We start from the raw sequence: 17,318 nt of genomic DNA on the forward strand, positions 1-17,318 counted from the left end.
CCACTTTATTTTTCCCGGATTTTTACGTTATGTCTCACCGCGACACGCTTTTTTCTGCGCCTATCGCCAGTCTGGGTGACTGGACCTTTGATGAACGGGTAGCTGAAGTCTTCCCGGATATGATCCAGCGTTCCGTTCCTGGTTATTCCAATATCATTTCGATGATTGGCATGCTGGCCGAACGTTTCGTGCAACCCAACACGCAGGTCTACGATCTGGGCTGTTCTCTGGGCGCGGCGACGCTCTCGGTACGTCGCAATATCCATCATGAGAATTGCAAAATTATTGCCGTCGATAACTCCCCGGCCATGGTTGAGCGCTGTCGTCGTCATATCGATGCCTATAAAGCCCCCACGCCTGTTGACGTGGTCGAAGGCGATATTCGCAACATAACTATCGAAAACGCCTCGATGGTGGTGCTGAATTTTACCCTGCAATTCCTTGAACCACCTGAGCGCCAGGCATTGTTGGATAAGATTTATCAGGGGTTAAACCCCGGCGGCGCGTTGGTGCTGTCAGAGAAGTTCAGCTTCGAAGATGCCAAAGTTGGCGAGCTGCTGTTCAACATGCACCACGACTTCAAACGCGCCAATGGCTACAGCGAACTGGAAATCAGCCAGAAGCGCAGCATGCTGGAAAATGTGATGCTAACTGACTCTGTTGAAACGCACAAAGCGCGTCTGCACCAGGCAGGTTTTGAGCACAGCGAATTATGGTTCCAGTGTTTCAACTTTGGTTCTCTGGTGGCATTGAAAGCTGAGGCTAGCGCATGATCGACTTTGGTAACTTTTATCAGCTGATTGCCAAAAATCATCTTTCCCATTGGCTGGAAACGCTGCCAGCGCAAATCGCGACCTGGCAGCGCGATCAACACGGCTTGTTTAAGCAGTGGTCGAATGCCGTGGAGTTTCTGCCGGAACTGACGCCACATCGTCTGGATTTACTGCATAGCGTGACTGCCGAAAGCGAGGAGCCGCTCAGCGAAGGTCAGCTTAAACGTATCGACACCCTGATGCGTAACCTGATGCCGTGGCGCAAAGGTCCATATTCGCTGTACGGCGTCAATATTGATACCGAATGGCGTTCCGACTGGAAGTGGGATCGCGTTCTGCCGCATTTGTCTGACCTCACCGGACGTACCATTCTTGATGTTGGCTGCGGCAGCGGATATCACATGTGGCGCATGATTGGCGCGGGGGCGCATCTGGCGGTTGGCATTGATCCTACGCAGCTGTTCCTGTGTCAGTTTGAAGCGGTACGTAAACTGCTGGGTAACGATCAGCGCGCGCATCTGCTGCCGCTGGGTATTGAGCAGCTTCCGGCGCTCAACGCCTTTGATACCGTATTCTCTATGGGCGTGCTTTATCACCGCCGCTCACCGCTGGAACATCTCTGGCAGTTGAAAGATCAACTGGTAAAAGACGGAGAGCTGGTGCTGGAAACGCTGGTGGTCGAAGGTGATGAAAATACCGTTCTGGTACCAGGCGATCGCTACGCGCAAATGCGTAACGTCTACTTTATTCCATCCGCACTGGCGCTTAAAAACTGGCTGGAAAAATGCGGATTTGTCGATGTTCGTATCGCCGACGTGTGTGTGACCACTACCGAAGAACAACGTCGCACCGAATGGATGATAACCGAATCGCTGGCCGACTTCCTTGACCCGAACGACCACAGCAAGACGGTGGAAGGCTACCCCGCCCCACTGCGCGCGGTATTGATTGCACGTAAACCGTAATGGATTGCCGGAGCACCGTTTCTCCAAAATAGTTCAAGTTGCAGCAAGGCGGCAACGCAGCAAATCCCCGGGAGCGTAGATAACTACGTGGCCAGGGTGAGCTAGGCGGCCAACGCTGCTGCGGCTTGAAATATGAAGGAGAAAAAAAGGCCCCTGTTGAATTGGCAGGGGCCTGGTACGAGCAAGCATCATATTGGGCGACATGATGCAACGGTAAAAATCAGCTGGCCTGGTGGTGCGCAATGATTGCCTTCATTTCAGCAACCGCCGCCCCGTCAACCGCATAGCGGGAATATTCATCCGCCTGCGTATCCGAAGACATCGACAACCCCGAATTGCGATACCGCATGGGTGAAGCCAGCCATACTCCGGCAGAACTGTGGACTTCCTGCACTCCAGCGTTGAGGAACAGGGATAAATTCGCGGCGCGAACCCCCGCTCCGGCCATAATGATTGGAGCATCCACCTGCTCAATAAGTTCCATTATTTTTGTTAAACCTTGCGCTGCATCTGATTTTTGCCCGGAAGTTAGTACTCTGGCGACGCCTAAATCGGACAATTTATTCAGCGCATTTAATGGGTTGGCGCACATATCGAAGGCCCGATGAAACGTGACATTTAGCGGGCCCGCAGCAACCATTATTTTTTCCATACGTGGCATATCGACATTCCCGTCCACATCGAGAATGCCGGTCACCAGCCCTGAAAAACCTAAATCTCTGACCATCGCGATATCATCAAGCATCGCGGCAAATTCACCGTCGGTGTAACAAAAATCGCCCCCACGCGGACGGATAATGGGATTAACGGGAATAGAGACATGCTGGCGTACAGAGCGCAACACCCCCAGCGACGGCGTTAAGCCTCCTTCTTTGGGCGCCGAGCACAGTTCAATACGATCCGCGCCGTTTTGCTGCGCCGTGCGCGCGCACTCCATGCTGTAACAGCAGATTTCCAGCAATGTCATATTTACTCCTGTTGCTCGCTTGCGACAATCGCTTCAATTGACCACGGATGAAATTTGAGGGTGACGCTGCCATCACTGACCGCCAGTGTCGGATTCGGTAAACGCTCACGCTCTCCTTTTGGCGAGCTGGTTTTCACGAAAATCCCCGGCTGACTCAATCCTTCATCAGAAAGCAGCGCCAGCGCTCGCGCATTCAACGTCTCCACGTCACCCGGCAGAACTATTTCAACATGCTCCCAGCCTTCATGCGGATAGCGTTTTTCGCCCGGCCATGGCAGCTCTACGATGGTAAATTGCCAGTGTTGCACACAAACGGGTTCATCAAGCTTGAACAGGCAAATCGGTCGGCCATTAATGATATTTTCTGATAACAGTTCGCCACACTGTTCAAATCCCCGACGCCAGCGCTCTGCGGTGGTATTTTGATGACAGCGCAGAGAAATGTGATCGGCTTCAAGCGATGAGACATCCAGCCCAAGGCGAGTGGAAAGATCCGTTAACGCCTGAATGAAATGCGGTAAATCTGCGGAAATATCATGCAGTTCTGCAACTGTTTGCCAGTTCGCCATAATGAAAGCTCATATCCATGTTCAAAGCGGCTAATTTACCCTGTTGCGCAGCCCCAACCAACTGCTGATTTTCTTAAGCGCGATATGAATAATTATACGTAATAACAATGTTTATATTTCAGGCTGCTGGCGGTACTCGCAATGCTGACGGCAACGGGCATTTGCAGTATACTCCCGGCCTTAATTCTTAAACTGGTGCGGTCAATTTTAAGCCGCTTCATAAATGTAAGGTATTCCGGTGAATATTCAGGCTCTTCTCTCAGAAAAAGTCAGTCAGGCCATGATTGCTGCAGGCGCGCCTGCAGATTGCGAACCGCAGGTTCGTCAGTCAGCAAAAGTACAGTTCGGCGACTATCAGGCTAACGGCATGATGGCTGTCGCGAAAAAACTGGGTATGGCGCCGCGACAACTGGCTGAGCAGGTGCTGACTCATCTGGATCTCAACGGGATCGCCAGCAAAGTTGAAATTGCGGGCCCGGGCTTTATTAACATTTTTCTCGATCCGGCATTTCTGGCGCAGCATGTTCAGCAGGCGCTGACCTCCGATCGTCTGGGCGTTACCCAACAGGCTAAACAAACCGTTGTGGTTGACTACTCCGCACCTAACGTCGCGAAAGAAATGCACGTGGGTCACCTGCGCTCCACCATCATCGGCGACGCTGCGGTACGTACGCTGGAGTTCCTTGGTCACAATGTTATCCGCGCTAACCACGTCGGCGACTGGGGCACTCAGTTCGGTATGCTCATCGCATGGCTGGAAAAACAGCAGCAGGAAAATGCCGGTGAGATGGCGCTGGCCGATCTGGAAGGTTTCTACCGTGATGCGAAAAAACATTACGACGAAGATGAAGCCTTCGCCGAGCGCGCCCGTAGCTATGTGGTGAAACTGCAAGGCGGCGACGAATATTTCCGCGAGATGTGGCGCAAACTGGTCGACATCACTATGTCGCAGAACCAGTTAACCTATGACCGTCTGAACGTGACTCTGACCCGTGACGACGTGATGGGCGAAAGCCTGTACAACCCGATGCTGCCGGGCATTGTGGCCGATCTCAAAGCGAAAGGTCTGGCTGTTGAAAGCGAAGGCGCTACCGTCGTATTCCTTGATGAGTATAAGAACAAGGAAGGCGAACCGATGGGCGTTATCATTCAGAAGAAAGATGGCGGCTATCTCTACACCACGACCGATATCGCCTGTGCGAAGTATCGTTACGAAACGCTGCACGCCGACCGCGTCCTCTATTACATCGACTCCCGTCAGCATCAGCATTTAATGCAGGCCTGGACCATCGTGCGTAAAGCCGGTTATGTGCCGGACTCCGTACCGCTGGAACACCATATGTTCGGCATGATGCTGGGTAAAGACGGTAAGCCGTTCAAAACGCGTGCGGGCGGCACGGTAAAACTGGCCGATCTGCTGGATGAAGCGCTGGAGCGCGCACGTCGTCTGGTGGCCGAGAAGAACCCGGACATGCCTGCTGATGAGCTGGAAAAACTGGCGAATGCCGTTGGTATCGGCGCGGTGAAATATGCGGATCTGTCGAAAAACCGTACCACCGACTATATCTTCGACTGGGACAACATGCTGGCGTTCGAAGGCAATACCGCGCCGTACATGCAGTATGCTTATACCCGCGTACTGTCCGTATTCCGTAAAGCGGATATCGACGAAAGCGCGCTGGCAAATGCGCAGGTGATTATTAACGAAGATCGCGAAGCTCAGTTGGCCGCCCGCCTGCTGCAGTTTGAAGAAACGCTGACCGTTGTTGCACGTGAAGGTACACCGCACGTGATGTGCGCTTATCTGTACGACGTTGCCGGCCTGTTCTCTGGCTTCTACGAACACTGCCCGATCCTCAGTGCTGAAAACGAAGAAATTCGTAACAGCCGCCTGAAACTGGCACAGCTGACGGCGAAAACCCTGAAGCTGGGTCTGGATACGCTGGGTATCGAAACCGTAGAACGCATGTAATCACCTCGAGTGATGTGAAAGCCTGCGCTATGTCGCGGGCTTTTTTATTTTCCCGAATGACCTCCCTCGTAGGCCTGATAAGCGAAGCGCCATCAGGCGGTCAGGCGCACCTTGCCGGATGGCGGCGTAAACGCCTTATCCGGCCTACGAGAAACGACTACGTTCGCTGTAATTTGTAACAACTCACAAGGAATGACACATTTCCGTAGAGGGATGGAACATTTTTTGCCTGTCATCCCGTTTACGCCTCCGTATCATTAGGCGGCGAATTAATCGGGTACGGGTCAATGACATTCAGAGATTTTGAGGCGGAAGAAAAACTTTTCCAGCGGCGTGTAATGGTGGCCTTTGGCCTGGTCGTCATCTGTTTTGGCATCCTGATTTATAACCTCTACAACTTACAAATCCGTCAACACCAGTATTACACCACCCGATCGGATGCAAACGACATCAAAATGCTGCCCGTCGCCCCAACGCGCGGTATCATTTATGATCGCAACGGTATCCCGCTGGTACGAAATGTCACCTGGTACGACATTTCTGTTACGCCTTATAAAATCAGCGATATGGACGCCCTGCTGAAACAACTCACGCCGATTGTTGACCTCACGCCAGATGATATTGACCAGTTTCGCCATGAACTGAAGGCCAGTAGCCGCTATCGGCCGGTAGTACTTAAAAATGCGCTGACCGATGTAGAAATTGCCCGTTTTTCTGTGAACCAGTTCCATTTCAGCGGCGTGACCATCAATAGCTACGAAGATCGCCAGTATCCTTATGGGGCGGCGCTGGCACATGTACTTGGCTACGTATCAAAAATCAACGATAGCGATCTGAAAGCACTGGATAAAAAAGGACTGGCAGAGAACTACGCCGCCGATCACAACATCGGTAAACAGGGCATTGAGCACTACTACGAGAATGATCTGCACGGCAAAACGGGTTATCAGGAAGTGGAAGTTGATAATCACGGGCGTATTGTACGTTTGATTAAAGACGTTCCCCCTGTAGCCGGCAAAGATATCCATCTGACGCTGGATTTACACTTGCAGGAATACATTGAAAGCCTGCTGGTGGGCCAACGCGCCGCGGTGTTGGTGGAAGATCCCCATGATGGCTCCGTGCTGGCAATGGTCTCAAACCCCAGCTACGATCCGAACCCGTTTGTCAAAGGCATCAGCTACCAGGATTACAACACGCTGTTGCAGGATAAAGACCTGCCATTAATTAACCGCGTCACCCAGGGGTTATATCCTCCTGCCTCAACGGTAAAACCGTACATGGCGATGTCAGCGTTACTGGACGGCGTGATCACGCCGCAGACCAGCTTCTTCGGCGCGCCCACCTGGACGCTCCCCGGCACCGAGCGACATTACCGGGACTGGAAGAAAACCGGCCACGGTATGCTGGATGTCACCAAAGCGATTGAAGAGTCTGCCGACACGTTCTTTTATCAGGTGGCGTATATGATGGGAATTGACCGCATTAACAGCATGCTTAGCCAGTTTGGCTACGGCAAACCGACCGGCATCGATCTTGATGAAGAGTACAACGGCCTGCTGCCAAGCCGCGACTGGAAACAACGGGTGCATAAAAAAGCCTGGTACCAGGGAGATACCATTTCGGTCGGCATCGGCCAGGGCTACTGGATTGCCACGCCAATTCAGATGGTAAAAGCGATGGTCGCACTGATTAACAACGGGAAAGTTATTGCCCCTCACCTGCTACAGGATGAAGAAAGCGGCAAATCAATCACTCACTATCAGGCACCGGAGGCACCCACACAAATTGCTTCTGCTTCATCACCCTATTGGGGACTGGTGCGTCAGGCGATGTTCGGCATGGCGAATGCACCAAACGGTACCGGATATAAATTTTTCCATACGGCACCTTATGGCATCGCAGCCAAAAGTGGGACATCACAGGTCTTTAGTCTGAAAGAAAACCAGACTTACAATGCGAAGATGATCCCCATACGACTGCGTGACCATGTGTTCTATACCGCATTTGCGCCGTATAAGAATCCAAAAGTCGCCATCGCATTGATTCTGGAAAACGGCGGCAGCGACGGGGTTACCGCCGCGCCGGTCATGCGTCAAATCATGGACCATCTGTTTGCGCCGCAGGACAACAGCGGGCAACCCGATGCCGCAGAACAACCAGGCCCGGTCAGCACGGCGTCAGCGAACGACACGATTAATAGTACTTACGCAAGTATTCGGTAAGGCACAGCATTGCCATTGCCTGCCCGTAAGGCATAGAGGTGAGTGGGATGTTGTGGTAGAAATCGAGATCGTGCCCCATGCCGGTGCCAAACGAGGTTTGTAGCAACTCCCCTTCAGGGGAAATGTGTTGCACAATACCTCTGATAGCTTTCTCCGCCACCCCCTCATATTCCTGCCCGACATAGCGTTTACGCACCGCTTTGAGAATACCGTAAGCGAATCCAGCCGTTGCGGAGGCTTCCAGATATGACTGAGCATCGTCCAGTAAGGTGTGCCACAACCCGCTCTCATCCTGACATTCCGCCAGAGCTGCAATTTGCGCATTGAGAACCTGCACCAGATAACGGTGAACGGCACTGTTTGCCGGCAAATCGATAAGCTCAAGGAAGTCCGGGATCACCATCGTAAGCCAACTATTACCACGCGCCCAACGGGCGTTTGCGAAGTTATGCCGTCCCACATAGCTCCAGCCGTGGAACCACAGCCCCGTTTTCTTATCCATCAGATTTTGTACATGCAGCAGAAACTGATACGTGGCCTCTTCGATATACGCTGGACGATTGAGCAACTTGCCAATTTTCGCCAGCGGCAGCACCGTCATCATCAGCGTGTCATCCCACATCTGTTGATGATTTTCTTCTGCCAGCGTGATGTGTTGCATACCGCCAAACTCGGTGCGGGGCATATCATGCATTGCCCACTCCGCCCAGCTGTCGAGCCACGGCAGGTACGCCGGATTACGCGTTTCTTCATAACGATATGCCAGCGTTAAAAACGGGGCCATGGTGTTAACGTTTTTGGTTGTTGCGCCTTCCGCAAAGCGTTCGGTAAACCAGCTGTCGATGATATCGCGCATCGTTGCATCGCCAGTTTGCTGATAATACTGATACATTCCGTATAGGCCAACGCCGTGCGTCCACTCCCATCCGGCCCAGCCTTTGGTATCAATAACACGTCCGTCATCCAGCCGCAGCAAGAACTCGCCCGTTTCATCATGAATATTGACCAGGTTATGCGTCACCTTTTTAATGAGCGTTTTTAATTCATCCCTGGCAATAAAATGTTCTGGTTGACGCAACAATGGACTGTGTTTAACCGGGTAAACAATCATTTCCTTAACCTCTGTCAGTGTCGAATTCAATGCTGCACCCTGTTCCAGTTTCGGCGCGGCAGGTTTATTACGATTCGGATAACCCTGTGTGTTGTTACCCTAAAGTGCTTCGTAAACATTGGGTATCATTACCGGGCCACAGTAAAAGCTAACCGCAGGGGAAACCTTTTTGTTTCTGCCAGGGGTTTTTGCGAAATGGCAATAGCACAAAGAGTCCGATAACACAGGTCACTGATTTTATAAAACAGCGTTTCTTTTTAATCGGGATGGTTGATCAGAACTGCGAGGTGGCCAGCAGTTTCGCCTGCTGGCCGACGTAAAGAAGGGAATTAACGGTAGTTCACAATCACCTGATTGCTCTGAACCTGCAAGGCAGGGAGCAGGCGACCGCCACCAGGCACTTCCCAGACGAAGTGCATTGGTTCAATTGCAGGGACATTATTAAAGCCATTGGTGGTACCGCTTTGTCCATCCAGTTCGACACAACGGGATTGAGAGCATAAGCGCACACGTAACCCCGCAGGCGTAGGACCATTTAATTCATAGCGCCAGGCGACCAGCGTCATCAGACCGGAAACGGGCTGGCTGGGAACCAAAGGCGAAGATGAAGCCGACTCCCCACGATAATTTAAGGTAATCCCCATACCACTTGCCTGCCATGTCCCTTCCCCGGCGGCCTGTGCCGCCAGTGGAAAAAGCAACAGCCAAAGAAATGTACGCATTATTTACCTCCAATGGTCGCGGTCATACGGATATGGCGGTTATCGGAAAGCTCCATATTCGACAACACCACCAACTGCGGAATACTGCGGCGTAAAAAACGCGCAAGGAGAGGTCGCAGCGCATGATTCACCAGCAATACTGGCGGCGCACCCAACATTTCCTGACGCGACAGTGCTTCCTGCGTCTGTGCCAGCAACCGGTCTGCCAGACCAGGTTCAAGGCCCCCACCGCCCTGTAACGCCTGCAACAACAGACGCTCAAGCGGTGTATCAAGTCCGATAACCTGAACTTCCTCGTTACCCGGGAACCACTGCTGAGTAATCGCCCGTCCAAGCGCCACACGCACCACTGCGGTAAGTTCATGCGGATCATTCTGTAACGGGGCATGTTCCGCCAACGTTTCAAGAATGGTGCGCATATCACGAATAGGGACTTTTTCATCCAACAGGTTCTGCAGCACTTTGTGCAGTGTGGTCAGTGTGACCACACCCGGCACCAGATCTTCTGTCAGTTTTGGCATTTCTTGTGAAACTCGATCCAATAACTGTTGCGCCTCCTGGCGACCAAAAAGCTCTGCGGCAAACTGGCCAATCAGATGGTTCAGATGTGTGGCAACGACCGTACTGGCTTCGACAACGGTGAAGCCCTGAATTTGCGCCTGCTCTTTTAGCGCGCTTTCAATCCAGATAGCATCCAGACCAAAAGCAGGATCAACTGTTTTCTCCCCTGGCAGCGATCCGGCCGCGGTACCTGGGTTGATAGCCAGCCAGCGCCCAGGGTAAGCATCACCACTACCAATCTCGACCCCTTTCATCAGAATACGATAGCGGGCAGGTTGCAGATCCATATTGTCGCGAATGTGTACCACTGGCGGCAGGAACCCCATATCCTGGGCAAATTTCTTACGAATGCTGCGAATACGCCCCAGCAATTCGCCGTCCTGTTGGAAGTCCACCATCGGAATCAGGCGATACCCAACCTCCATTCCCAGCGTGTCTTCCAACTGAACATCACTCCACGTAGCTTCCACCACCGAGTTGTTTTCCGGCATTTTCACCGGCTGAGCTTCTTCTGGCGCTTTTTGCTCGCGTCCGCGCATCCACCAGGCCAGCCCCAGCAATGCCGCGGTAAACATCAGAAACACCAGGTTTGGCATTCCCGGTACCAGCCCCAGTAAACCGAGGACCGCCGCACTAAGCAGCATAACGCTTGGGTTGCTGAACAACTGGGTGACCATCTGCTCACCCACGTCCTGATCGGTACTCACGCGGGTTACGATAACCCCCGCCGCCGTTGAGATAACCAACGCAGGGATCTGGGCTACCAGCCCGTCACCGATGGTCAGCAGGGTATAGCTTTCTGCCGCACTGCCCATGCTCATACCGTGCTGCAACACCCCAACCAGCAAACCGCCCACCACGTTGATGACCATGATCAGAATACCGGCGATGGCATCCCCACGAACAAATTTACTCGCACCGTCCATGGAGCCGTAAAAATCGGCTTCCTGTGTCACTTCAGAACGGCGTTTTTTTGCTTCATCTTCACCAATCAATCCCGCATTCAGATCGGCATCAATCGCCATCTGTTTACCCGGCATCCCATCCAGCACGAAGCGCGCACCCACTTCCGCGATACGTCCCGCACCTTTGGTGATAACCATAAAGTTAATGATGACGAGAATGACGAAGACCACGATACCGATGGCAAAGTTACCGCCGACCAGGAAGTGACCAAAGGCTTCCACCACCTTACCTGCCGCCGCGGCACCGGTATGTCCTTCCATCAAAATGATACGCGTTGACGCGACGTTCAGTGCCAGGCGCAACAAAGTGGTGAACAGCAGAATCGTTGGGAATGCGGCGAATTCAAGCGTGCGCTGAGTGAACATCGCCACCAACAGCACCATGATCGACAGCGCAATGTTAAAGGTGAACAGTAAATCGAGGATGAAGGCCGGAAGCGGCAACACCATCATCGACAGGATCAGCAGAATGAGGATCGGCCCGGCAAGAATTTGCCATTGCGTGGATTTCAGGTTGCCGGGCAGACGCAGCATCGCGACCAGATTAGCCATCAGTATTCTTCTCGTTCATAAAATCCAGTGCTTCAGGCACCGGAAGGTTTCCAGGTTGTGGTGGCGGTGTGCCGCCAGCCAGACGCCAGCGTTTTAGCTGCCATACCCATGCCAACACTTCGGCAACGGCGGCATACAATTGGCTAGGTATTTGCTGACCGATCTCAGCATGGCGATATAACGCACGCGCCAGCGGCGGAGCTTCTAACGTTGGGACACGGTGCTCCGCGCCAATCTCTCGAATACGCAATGCCACCAGCCCGGCCCCTTTAGCCACAACTTTTGGCGCGCTCATTTTGTTTTCGTCGTACTGCAAGGCAACCGAATAGTGCGTAGGGTTGGTCACAATAACATCCGCCTTCGGCACATCCGCCATCATGCGGCGCTGTGCGGCCGCACGCTGCATCTGGCGAATTTTGCCCTTAACGTGCGGGTCACCTTCGCTTTCTTTAAATTCGTCACGGATATCCTGACGCGACATCCGCAGTTTTTTCACGTGGCTATAAATCTGGAAAAAGACGTCAAACCCCACCATCGGGATGACGCCAAGCACCACCAGTAATGCGCACATACCGACTAAATCCAGCGCATTACCCATCGCCGTAATTGGGGATTCGGCCATCAGGCGCATCATCTCCGGCCAGTTGTGCCAGAGATAGAAGCCCGCTACGCTACCCACCAACGTGGATTTTAATATGGCTTTGAGCAGCTCCGCCCCGGTTTGCGCCGAGAACATACGCTTAATACCTGGTAACGGATTCAGCTTTGAGAATTTGGGTTGCAGCGATTTACCACTGAAGATCAAGCCGCCAAGCATCACCGGGGAGATCAATGCCACCAGCACTACCCCGGTAATCAGCGGCAACAACGCAATCATGGCGTCTTTAATCAACAAAATGATTTGACTCAGGATCAGGTTTGGGTCGTTGACCATACTGTGGTCAAAACGTAATCCGGCCGACAGCATACCGGCCAGTCTGCGGGCGAGCGACTCCCCGCCAATCCAGATAATGCACACGCCCACCAGCAAAATAAGCAGTGAGGTTAGCTCCTTGGATCGGGGTATCTGCCCTTCTTCCCGTGCTTTTTCAAGTCGGTGGGGTGTGGGGGCTTCTGTTTTGTCGTCGTCGCTTTCTTCTGCCACGCATCAGACCCTGGATAGAGATATAGGCGTGAATGATGCCAGAACAGCCATGCAACAATGGGAAGAGTAAGCGGTAAAAAAGACGGGATTTATGGCTTTAACGCCAATTGCCGATGAATAACATGTAAGCCGGATGAGAAGTTTCCTTCCGCATCCGGCAAATACACATCAGAAACCGAGGCTATCCAGCAGGTCGTCGACCTGATCCTGGCTTGCCACTACGCCGGCTTTAGAAGTGTCAACCTGCGGACCGTTCAGCAAGCTTTCGTTCTCGCGTTTTGGACGAGCGCCCTGTTCCGGAATGTTTTCCAGCAGCACCATCAGCAGTTGACGCTCAATCTCCTGGATAACATCCATCATGCGTTTGATAACCTGACCGGTGAGATCCTGGAAATCCTGCGCCATCATGATGTCCAGCAATTGGGCATTGGTAAAGCTGGTATGACCGGGGACATCACCAAGGAACTGGCGGGTATCAGTGACCAGTTCACGGGCATCGGACAGTTCAATCGGATTTTCGAACCATTCATCCCAGCGTTTGGTCAGGTCTTTTGCCCCTTTTTCCATGGCATCCTGATGCGGCTGTGAAGCTTCTACGCTGTTCAGCGCACGCTCTGCCGCCTGTGCAGTCATTTGTACAACGTAGTCCAGGCGATCGCGCGCGTCAGGAATGGCTTCCGCCGCTTCGGCAATGGCCTGATCCAGCCCCAGTTCACGCAGGCTGTCGCGCAGCATTCGGGTCAAACTACCGATGCGCGCAATGATGTCCCCTGCCGAGTGCTCGTCAACAGGTTTAATTTGTGGTTGCATCATCATCACATCCTCACATGCCCAGTTTCTCAAAGATCTTATTGAGTTTTTCTTCCAGCGTCGCCGCGGTGAACGGTTTTACAACATAACCACTGGCACCCGCCTGTGCTGCCGCAATAATGTTTTCTTTCTTCGCTTCTGCCGTCACCATCAGCACCGGCAGGGCAGACATACTGCCGTCAGCACGAATGGTTTTCAGCAGTTCAAGACCGTCCATGTTAGGCATGTTCCAGTCGGAAATCACAAATCCGAATCCCCCTGCCTGCAGTTTGTTCAACGCGTCTACGCCATCTTCAGCTTCTTCAACGTTGTTAAAACCCAGTTCTTTCAGCAGGTTACGCACAATGCGACGCATGGTGGAAAAGTCATCCACAACCAAAAACCTAAGCTCTTTATCCGCCATAAAAATAAACTCCTGATTCAAATACGTATTGCCTGTCCGGCACTGATTTTCGCCAGCATTTGCTGGCTTACCTGGCTAAGATCGACCACTTCGCTTACGCCACCCATATTGATGGCCTCGCGCGGCATGCCGAACACCACACAACTTGCTTCGTTTTGCGCAATGGTCCAGGCACCCGCCTGGTTCATCGCTAACATTCCGGCGGCCCCATCGTTGCCCATACCTGTCAGGATCACCCCGACGGCATTGCGCCCCGCATGTTTCGCCACCGAATGGAACAGCACATCCACTGAAGGCCGATGCCGGTTAACCGGCGGGCCATCATGAATTTTGATCTGGTAGTTCGCCCCGCTACGCGCCAGTTCCATATGCTTGTCGCCAGGCGCGATATACGCATGCCCAGGAAGCACACGTTCTCCGTCTTCAGCCTCTTTCACGGTTATCTGACACAGTTTGTTCAGACGTTCGGCGAACGAACGGGTAAATCCTGGCGGCATATGCTGGGTAATAAGAATACCGGGACTTGAAAGCGGCAATGGCTGGAGTACATGACGAATTGCCTCTGTTCCTCCGGTTGATGCGCCGATAACCAGCAGTTTTTCCGAACTGAGTAACGGTCCTGCTTTCAAGGTCGCTGGCGCTGCCGTAGGTTTGTGGGCGGCCAGTTTTGCGCGCGATGCAGTGCGGATTTTCTCCGCAATCATCTCGCTATACGCCAGCATTCCTTCGCGGATCCCCAACTGAGGTTTGGTGACAAAGTCAATTGCCCCCAACTCCAGGGCCCGCAGCGTGACCTCAGACCCTTTGCCAGTCAGTGAAGAGACCATCACCACGGGCATCGGACGCAGACGCATCAACTTTTCAAGAAAATCGAGGCCGTCCATGCGCGGCATTTCAACATCCAGCGTCAGAACGTCGGGATTAAATTTTTTGATGAGATCCCGCGCAACCAAAGGATCAGGTGCCGTCGCAACCATCTCCATATCGCTGTGGCTGTTAATAATCTCGGTCATGATTTGACGCATCAATGCAGAATCATCAACCGACAATACCCTGATTTTACTCATGCTTTATCCTTACCTAGCGCATACACCGTCTGCCCGCGCAGGCTAAACTCGCGCACGAGGTTGCTAAAGTTTTCTGAATGACCTGCAAACAGCAGTCCGTCAGGTTTAAGGAGTGGAACAAAACGGTGCAAAATGTCCTGCTGAGTCGTTTTGTCAAAATAGATCATGACGTTACGACAGAATATGGCGTCGAACGGGCCTGGCACGTTGTATTTTTTGTCCAGTAAATTCACGCTGGAAAACTCAACATGGCTTGCCAGTTCCTGCCGTACGCGCACCAGCCCTTCATGAGGCCCGGTACCGCGCATGAAATAACGCTGCAACTGCTGTGGCGACAACGTCTTTAGCTCGTCAAGACGGTAAATACCGCTTCTTGCCTTTTCCAACACCTCAGTATCAATGTCGCTCGCAAAAACACGCCAGCGACCCGGCGCCATACCCAGGGTATCGGCCAGCGTAATCGCAATACTGTAAGGTTCTTCTCCGGTAGACGCTGCCGCGCTCCAGACGCGATATTCACCGCTGTGTCGACGGGCGTGGTCAGACAGCACAGGAAAGTGATGCCCTTCGCGAAAAAAAGCGGTCAGATTGGTGGTCAGGGAGTTAATAAAAGCCTGCCACTCAGCACTGTTCTGGTTGGCTTCCAGCATACTGAGATAGCGACCAAAATCATCCAGTCCCAGGGTACGCAACCGGCGAACCAGGCGGTTATAAACCATGTCCCGCTTATGGTCGGCCAGTACGATCCCCGCACGCTGGTAGATTAATTGACATATCCGACGAAAATGCGCGTCAGACAGCGCGAGGCGCTGTGTCATCTGTAACAATAATGACGTTTGCCCGGTGGGCAGAGATGATGTCATAGCGCCTTCTCAATCACATTCAGGATACAACGGGCGCAACCTGCGGCTGCGCCAACTCTTGTTTTGCTACGGTTTGCTCTTCAAGCTTGAAAAATGCGACACAGGCGGAAAGATTATCGGCCTGCGTGGCGAGTTGTCCGGTGGCGGATGCGGCTTCTTCCACCAGCCCGGCGTTTTGCTGCGTCACTGAGTCCATCTGGCTGACGGCCTGCGCCACCTGCTCAATGCCTCTGCGCTGTTCATCGGATGCCGAGGCAATCTCGCCCATGATGTCGTTAACCCGGGTCACCGAACTGACAATTTCCGTCATCGTGCGCGACGCCATATCCACCAGTTGCGAGCCCTGATGTACCCGGGTGACTGACTCCTCAATGAGCCCCTTAATTTCTTTCGCCGCCTGCGCGCTACGGCTTGCCAGATTACGCACTTCACCAGCGACGACGGCAAAACCACGCCCTTGCTCCCCCGCACGAGCGGCCTCGACCGCGGCATTCAACGCCAGGATATTGGTCTGGAAGGCAATGCTGTCAATCACACCGATGATGTCGCCGATTTTCTGCGAGCTGGCAGAAATCTCATGCATGGTGCTGGCAACCCGGGACGTCTGCTCGCCACCTTTATGCGCTGTGTCTGCCGCACTTTTGGCAATGCCTGAGGCTTGTCGCGCGTTATCCGCATTTTGCCCCACGGTAGCGGTAAGCTGTTCCATACTGGCTGCCGTTTGCGCCAGCGATGCCGCCTGCTGTTCAGTTCGCGAGGACAGGTCGTTATTACCCATCGCGATTTCCGAGATCCCGGTATGCATTGCCGAGCTCCCCTGGCGTACCTCACTGACCGTCTCACGCAGTGCCTGTTGCATCGCTTTCAGGCTGGCAAAAATGGCTGAAATCTCATTACGCCCATAAACCGCTATCGGTCGCGCCAGATTACCCGCCGCAATACTGTCGAAATGGCTACCGATGATAGCCAGCGGCTGTACAATCATTTTGCGCGACCAGTACAGCGCTGCAGTCGTTAATAGCGCCGCCAGTACCAGCATGGTGGCGAAAATCACCCCGGACATATGGTAACTACGCTGGCTGTGATCCTCTGCTTTTTGCAATACCTGGTTGATGTTGTTTTGCCACGCCGTAAAGTTTGCATCAAAGGCATCCTGTGAAGCCTGCACCGGGGCGGTCAAAAAATCTGACAGCTGATTATTTTCCAGCCAGGTTGCCTGGTGAACCAGATCGCTATGCCATTGACTGAAACTTTTCTCGGTTGCGCTTTGCAGCGCCTTCCCCTCTTCTGCCGTCTCTGTCGTCGCCATAAAGCGTTTAAATATCGATTCGGACTGGGCCAGGCTGTCCTGTGCAATCGTCATCAGCGCTTTGATATCCTCTGGCGGATAGCTCAGAGCCGTCAACGTGCCTGCTTTATTAAGCGCAGTACTGGCCTGTAATAACACAGCGCGGGTTTGCGCCAGCGCAGCGCGTTGCTGATTACTCTGTTCGACCTGGTTCAGGTTCTGAAAACCATCCCGAAATGCCCAGAAGGACAAGCCATTACTGCCAATCTGCAAAACACCGCAGAGGATTAAAATCAAAAACAGCGTGGTCGAAATTCGAATACGATTAAACATCAACGCTCCCATCAGGCGGCGCAGGCCG

15 protein-coding genes are annotated in these 17,318 nt (G+C 53.0%); 4 read left to right on the forward strand and 11 right to left on the reverse strand.

Going from position 1 to position 17,318, the window contains the following annotated elements; genetic code table 11:
• The first annotated feature begins 29 nt into the window (after positions 1-29).
• A complete protein-coding gene (cmoA, locus tag EHN13_RS05010) occupies positions 30-773 on the forward strand; it encodes a carboxy-S-adenosyl-L-methionine synthase CmoA (RefSeq protein ID WP_005127669.1) in 744 nt (247 codons plus the stop codon).
• On the forward strand, positions 770-1,738 hold the full coding sequence (gene cmoB, locus EHN13_RS05015) for a tRNA 5-methoxyuridine(34)/uridine 5-oxyacetic acid(34) synthase CmoB (protein ID WP_124020991.1): 969 nt from the start codon (positions 770-772) through the stop codon (positions 1,736-1,738). The genes cmoA and cmoB overlap by 4 nt, the downstream gene beginning before the upstream one ends.
• Positions 1,739-1,958: 220 nt before the next feature.
• On the opposite strand, the gene cutC is transcribed toward cmoB, so the two are convergent.
• Complete coding sequence (gene cutC, locus EHN13_RS05020) at positions 1,959-2,705, reverse strand: copper homeostasis protein CutC (RefSeq protein WP_048211362.1); 747 nt, start codon at positions 2,703-2,705, stop codon at positions 1,959-1,961.
• Positions 2,706-2,707: 2 nt separating this feature from the next.
• Entirely contained in the window at positions 2,708-3,274 is a 567-nt protein-coding gene (locus tag EHN13_RS05025) for a VOC family protein (protein WP_048211361.1), read from the reverse strand.
• Between the two features lie 238 nt (positions 3,275-3,512).
• Between EHN13_RS05025 and argS the strand changes: the two genes are divergently transcribed.
• Positions 3,513-5,246 carry an arginine--tRNA ligase gene (gene argS, locus EHN13_RS05030; protein WP_124020992.1) on the forward strand — a complete coding sequence of 578 codons (1,734 nt, stop codon included), beginning with the start codon at positions 3,513-3,515 and terminating at the stop codon, positions 5,244-5,246.
• Positions 5,247-5,533: 287 nt separating this feature from the next.
• Positions 5,534-7,471 (forward strand): penicillin-binding protein 2, encoded by a 1,938-nt coding sequence (mrdA, locus tag EHN13_RS05035; protein WP_115643243.1) that lies wholly within the window; start codon positions 5,534-5,536, stop codon positions 7,469-7,471.
• Here the strand turns inward: mrdA and bglB are convergent.
• From bglB to tap, 9 genes are all read right to left on the reverse strand, one after another.
• On the reverse strand, positions 7,443-8,582 hold the full coding sequence (gene bglB / locus EHN13_RS05040; protein ID WP_124021019.1) for a beta-galactosidase BglB: 1,140 nt from the start codon (positions 8,580-8,582) through the stop codon (positions 7,443-7,445). The genes mrdA and bglB overlap by 29 nt on opposite strands.
• Positions 8,583-8,911: 329 nt before the next feature.
• The gene (gene flhE, locus EHN13_RS05045; RefSeq protein WP_048211357.1) at positions 8,912-9,304 is read right to left on the reverse strand and encodes a flagellar protein FlhE; all 393 of its coding nucleotides are present in this window, start codon (positions 9,302-9,304) and stop codon (positions 8,912-8,914) included.
• On the reverse strand, positions 9,304-11,382 hold the full coding sequence (flhA, locus tag EHN13_RS05050; RefSeq protein ID WP_048211356.1) for a flagellar biosynthesis protein FlhA: 2,079 nt from the start codon (positions 11,380-11,382) through the stop codon (positions 9,304-9,306). The genes flhE and flhA overlap by 1 nt, the downstream gene beginning before the upstream one ends.
• Entirely contained in the window at positions 11,375-12,526 is a 1,152-nt protein-coding gene (gene flhB, locus EHN13_RS05055) for a flagellar biosynthesis protein FlhB (protein ID WP_124020993.1), read from the reverse strand. The genes flhA and flhB overlap by 8 nt, the downstream gene beginning before the upstream one ends.
• Before the next feature lie 168 nt (positions 12,527-12,694).
• On the reverse strand, positions 12,695-13,339 hold the full coding sequence (gene cheZ / locus EHN13_RS05060; protein WP_040232409.1) for a protein phosphatase CheZ: 645 nt from the start codon (positions 13,337-13,339) through the stop codon (positions 12,695-12,697).
• Between the two features lie 10 nt (positions 13,340-13,349).
• Complete coding sequence (gene cheY / locus EHN13_RS05065) at positions 13,350-13,739, reverse strand: chemotaxis response regulator CheY (RefSeq protein WP_005127682.1); 390 nt, start codon at positions 13,737-13,739, stop codon at positions 13,350-13,352.
• Positions 13,740-13,756: 17 nt separating this feature from the next.
• A complete protein-coding gene (locus tag EHN13_RS05070) occupies positions 13,757-14,806 on the reverse strand; it encodes a protein-glutamate methylesterase/protein-glutamine glutaminase (RefSeq protein ID WP_005127683.1) in 1,050 nt (349 codons plus the stop codon).
• The gene (cheR, locus tag EHN13_RS05075; RefSeq protein WP_124020994.1) at positions 14,803-15,669 is read right to left on the reverse strand and encodes a protein-glutamate O-methyltransferase CheR; all 867 of its coding nucleotides are present in this window, start codon (positions 15,667-15,669) and stop codon (positions 14,803-14,805) included. Before cheR ends, EHN13_RS05070 begins: the two co-directional genes overlap by 4 nt.
• A gap of 19 nt (positions 15,670-15,688) precedes the next feature.
• Positions 15,689-17,290 carry a methyl-accepting chemotaxis protein IV gene (tap, locus tag EHN13_RS05080; RefSeq protein WP_124020995.1) on the reverse strand — a complete coding sequence of 534 codons (1,602 nt, stop codon included), beginning with the start codon at positions 17,288-17,290 and terminating at the stop codon, positions 15,689-15,691.
• Positions 17,291-17,318 lie beyond the last annotated feature (28 nt).

The organism is Citrobacter youngae (assembly GCF_003818115.1).
In the GTDB taxonomy this organism is placed as follows: domain Bacteria; phylum Pseudomonadota; class Gammaproteobacteria; order Enterobacterales; family Enterobacteriaceae; genus Citrobacter; species Citrobacter youngae.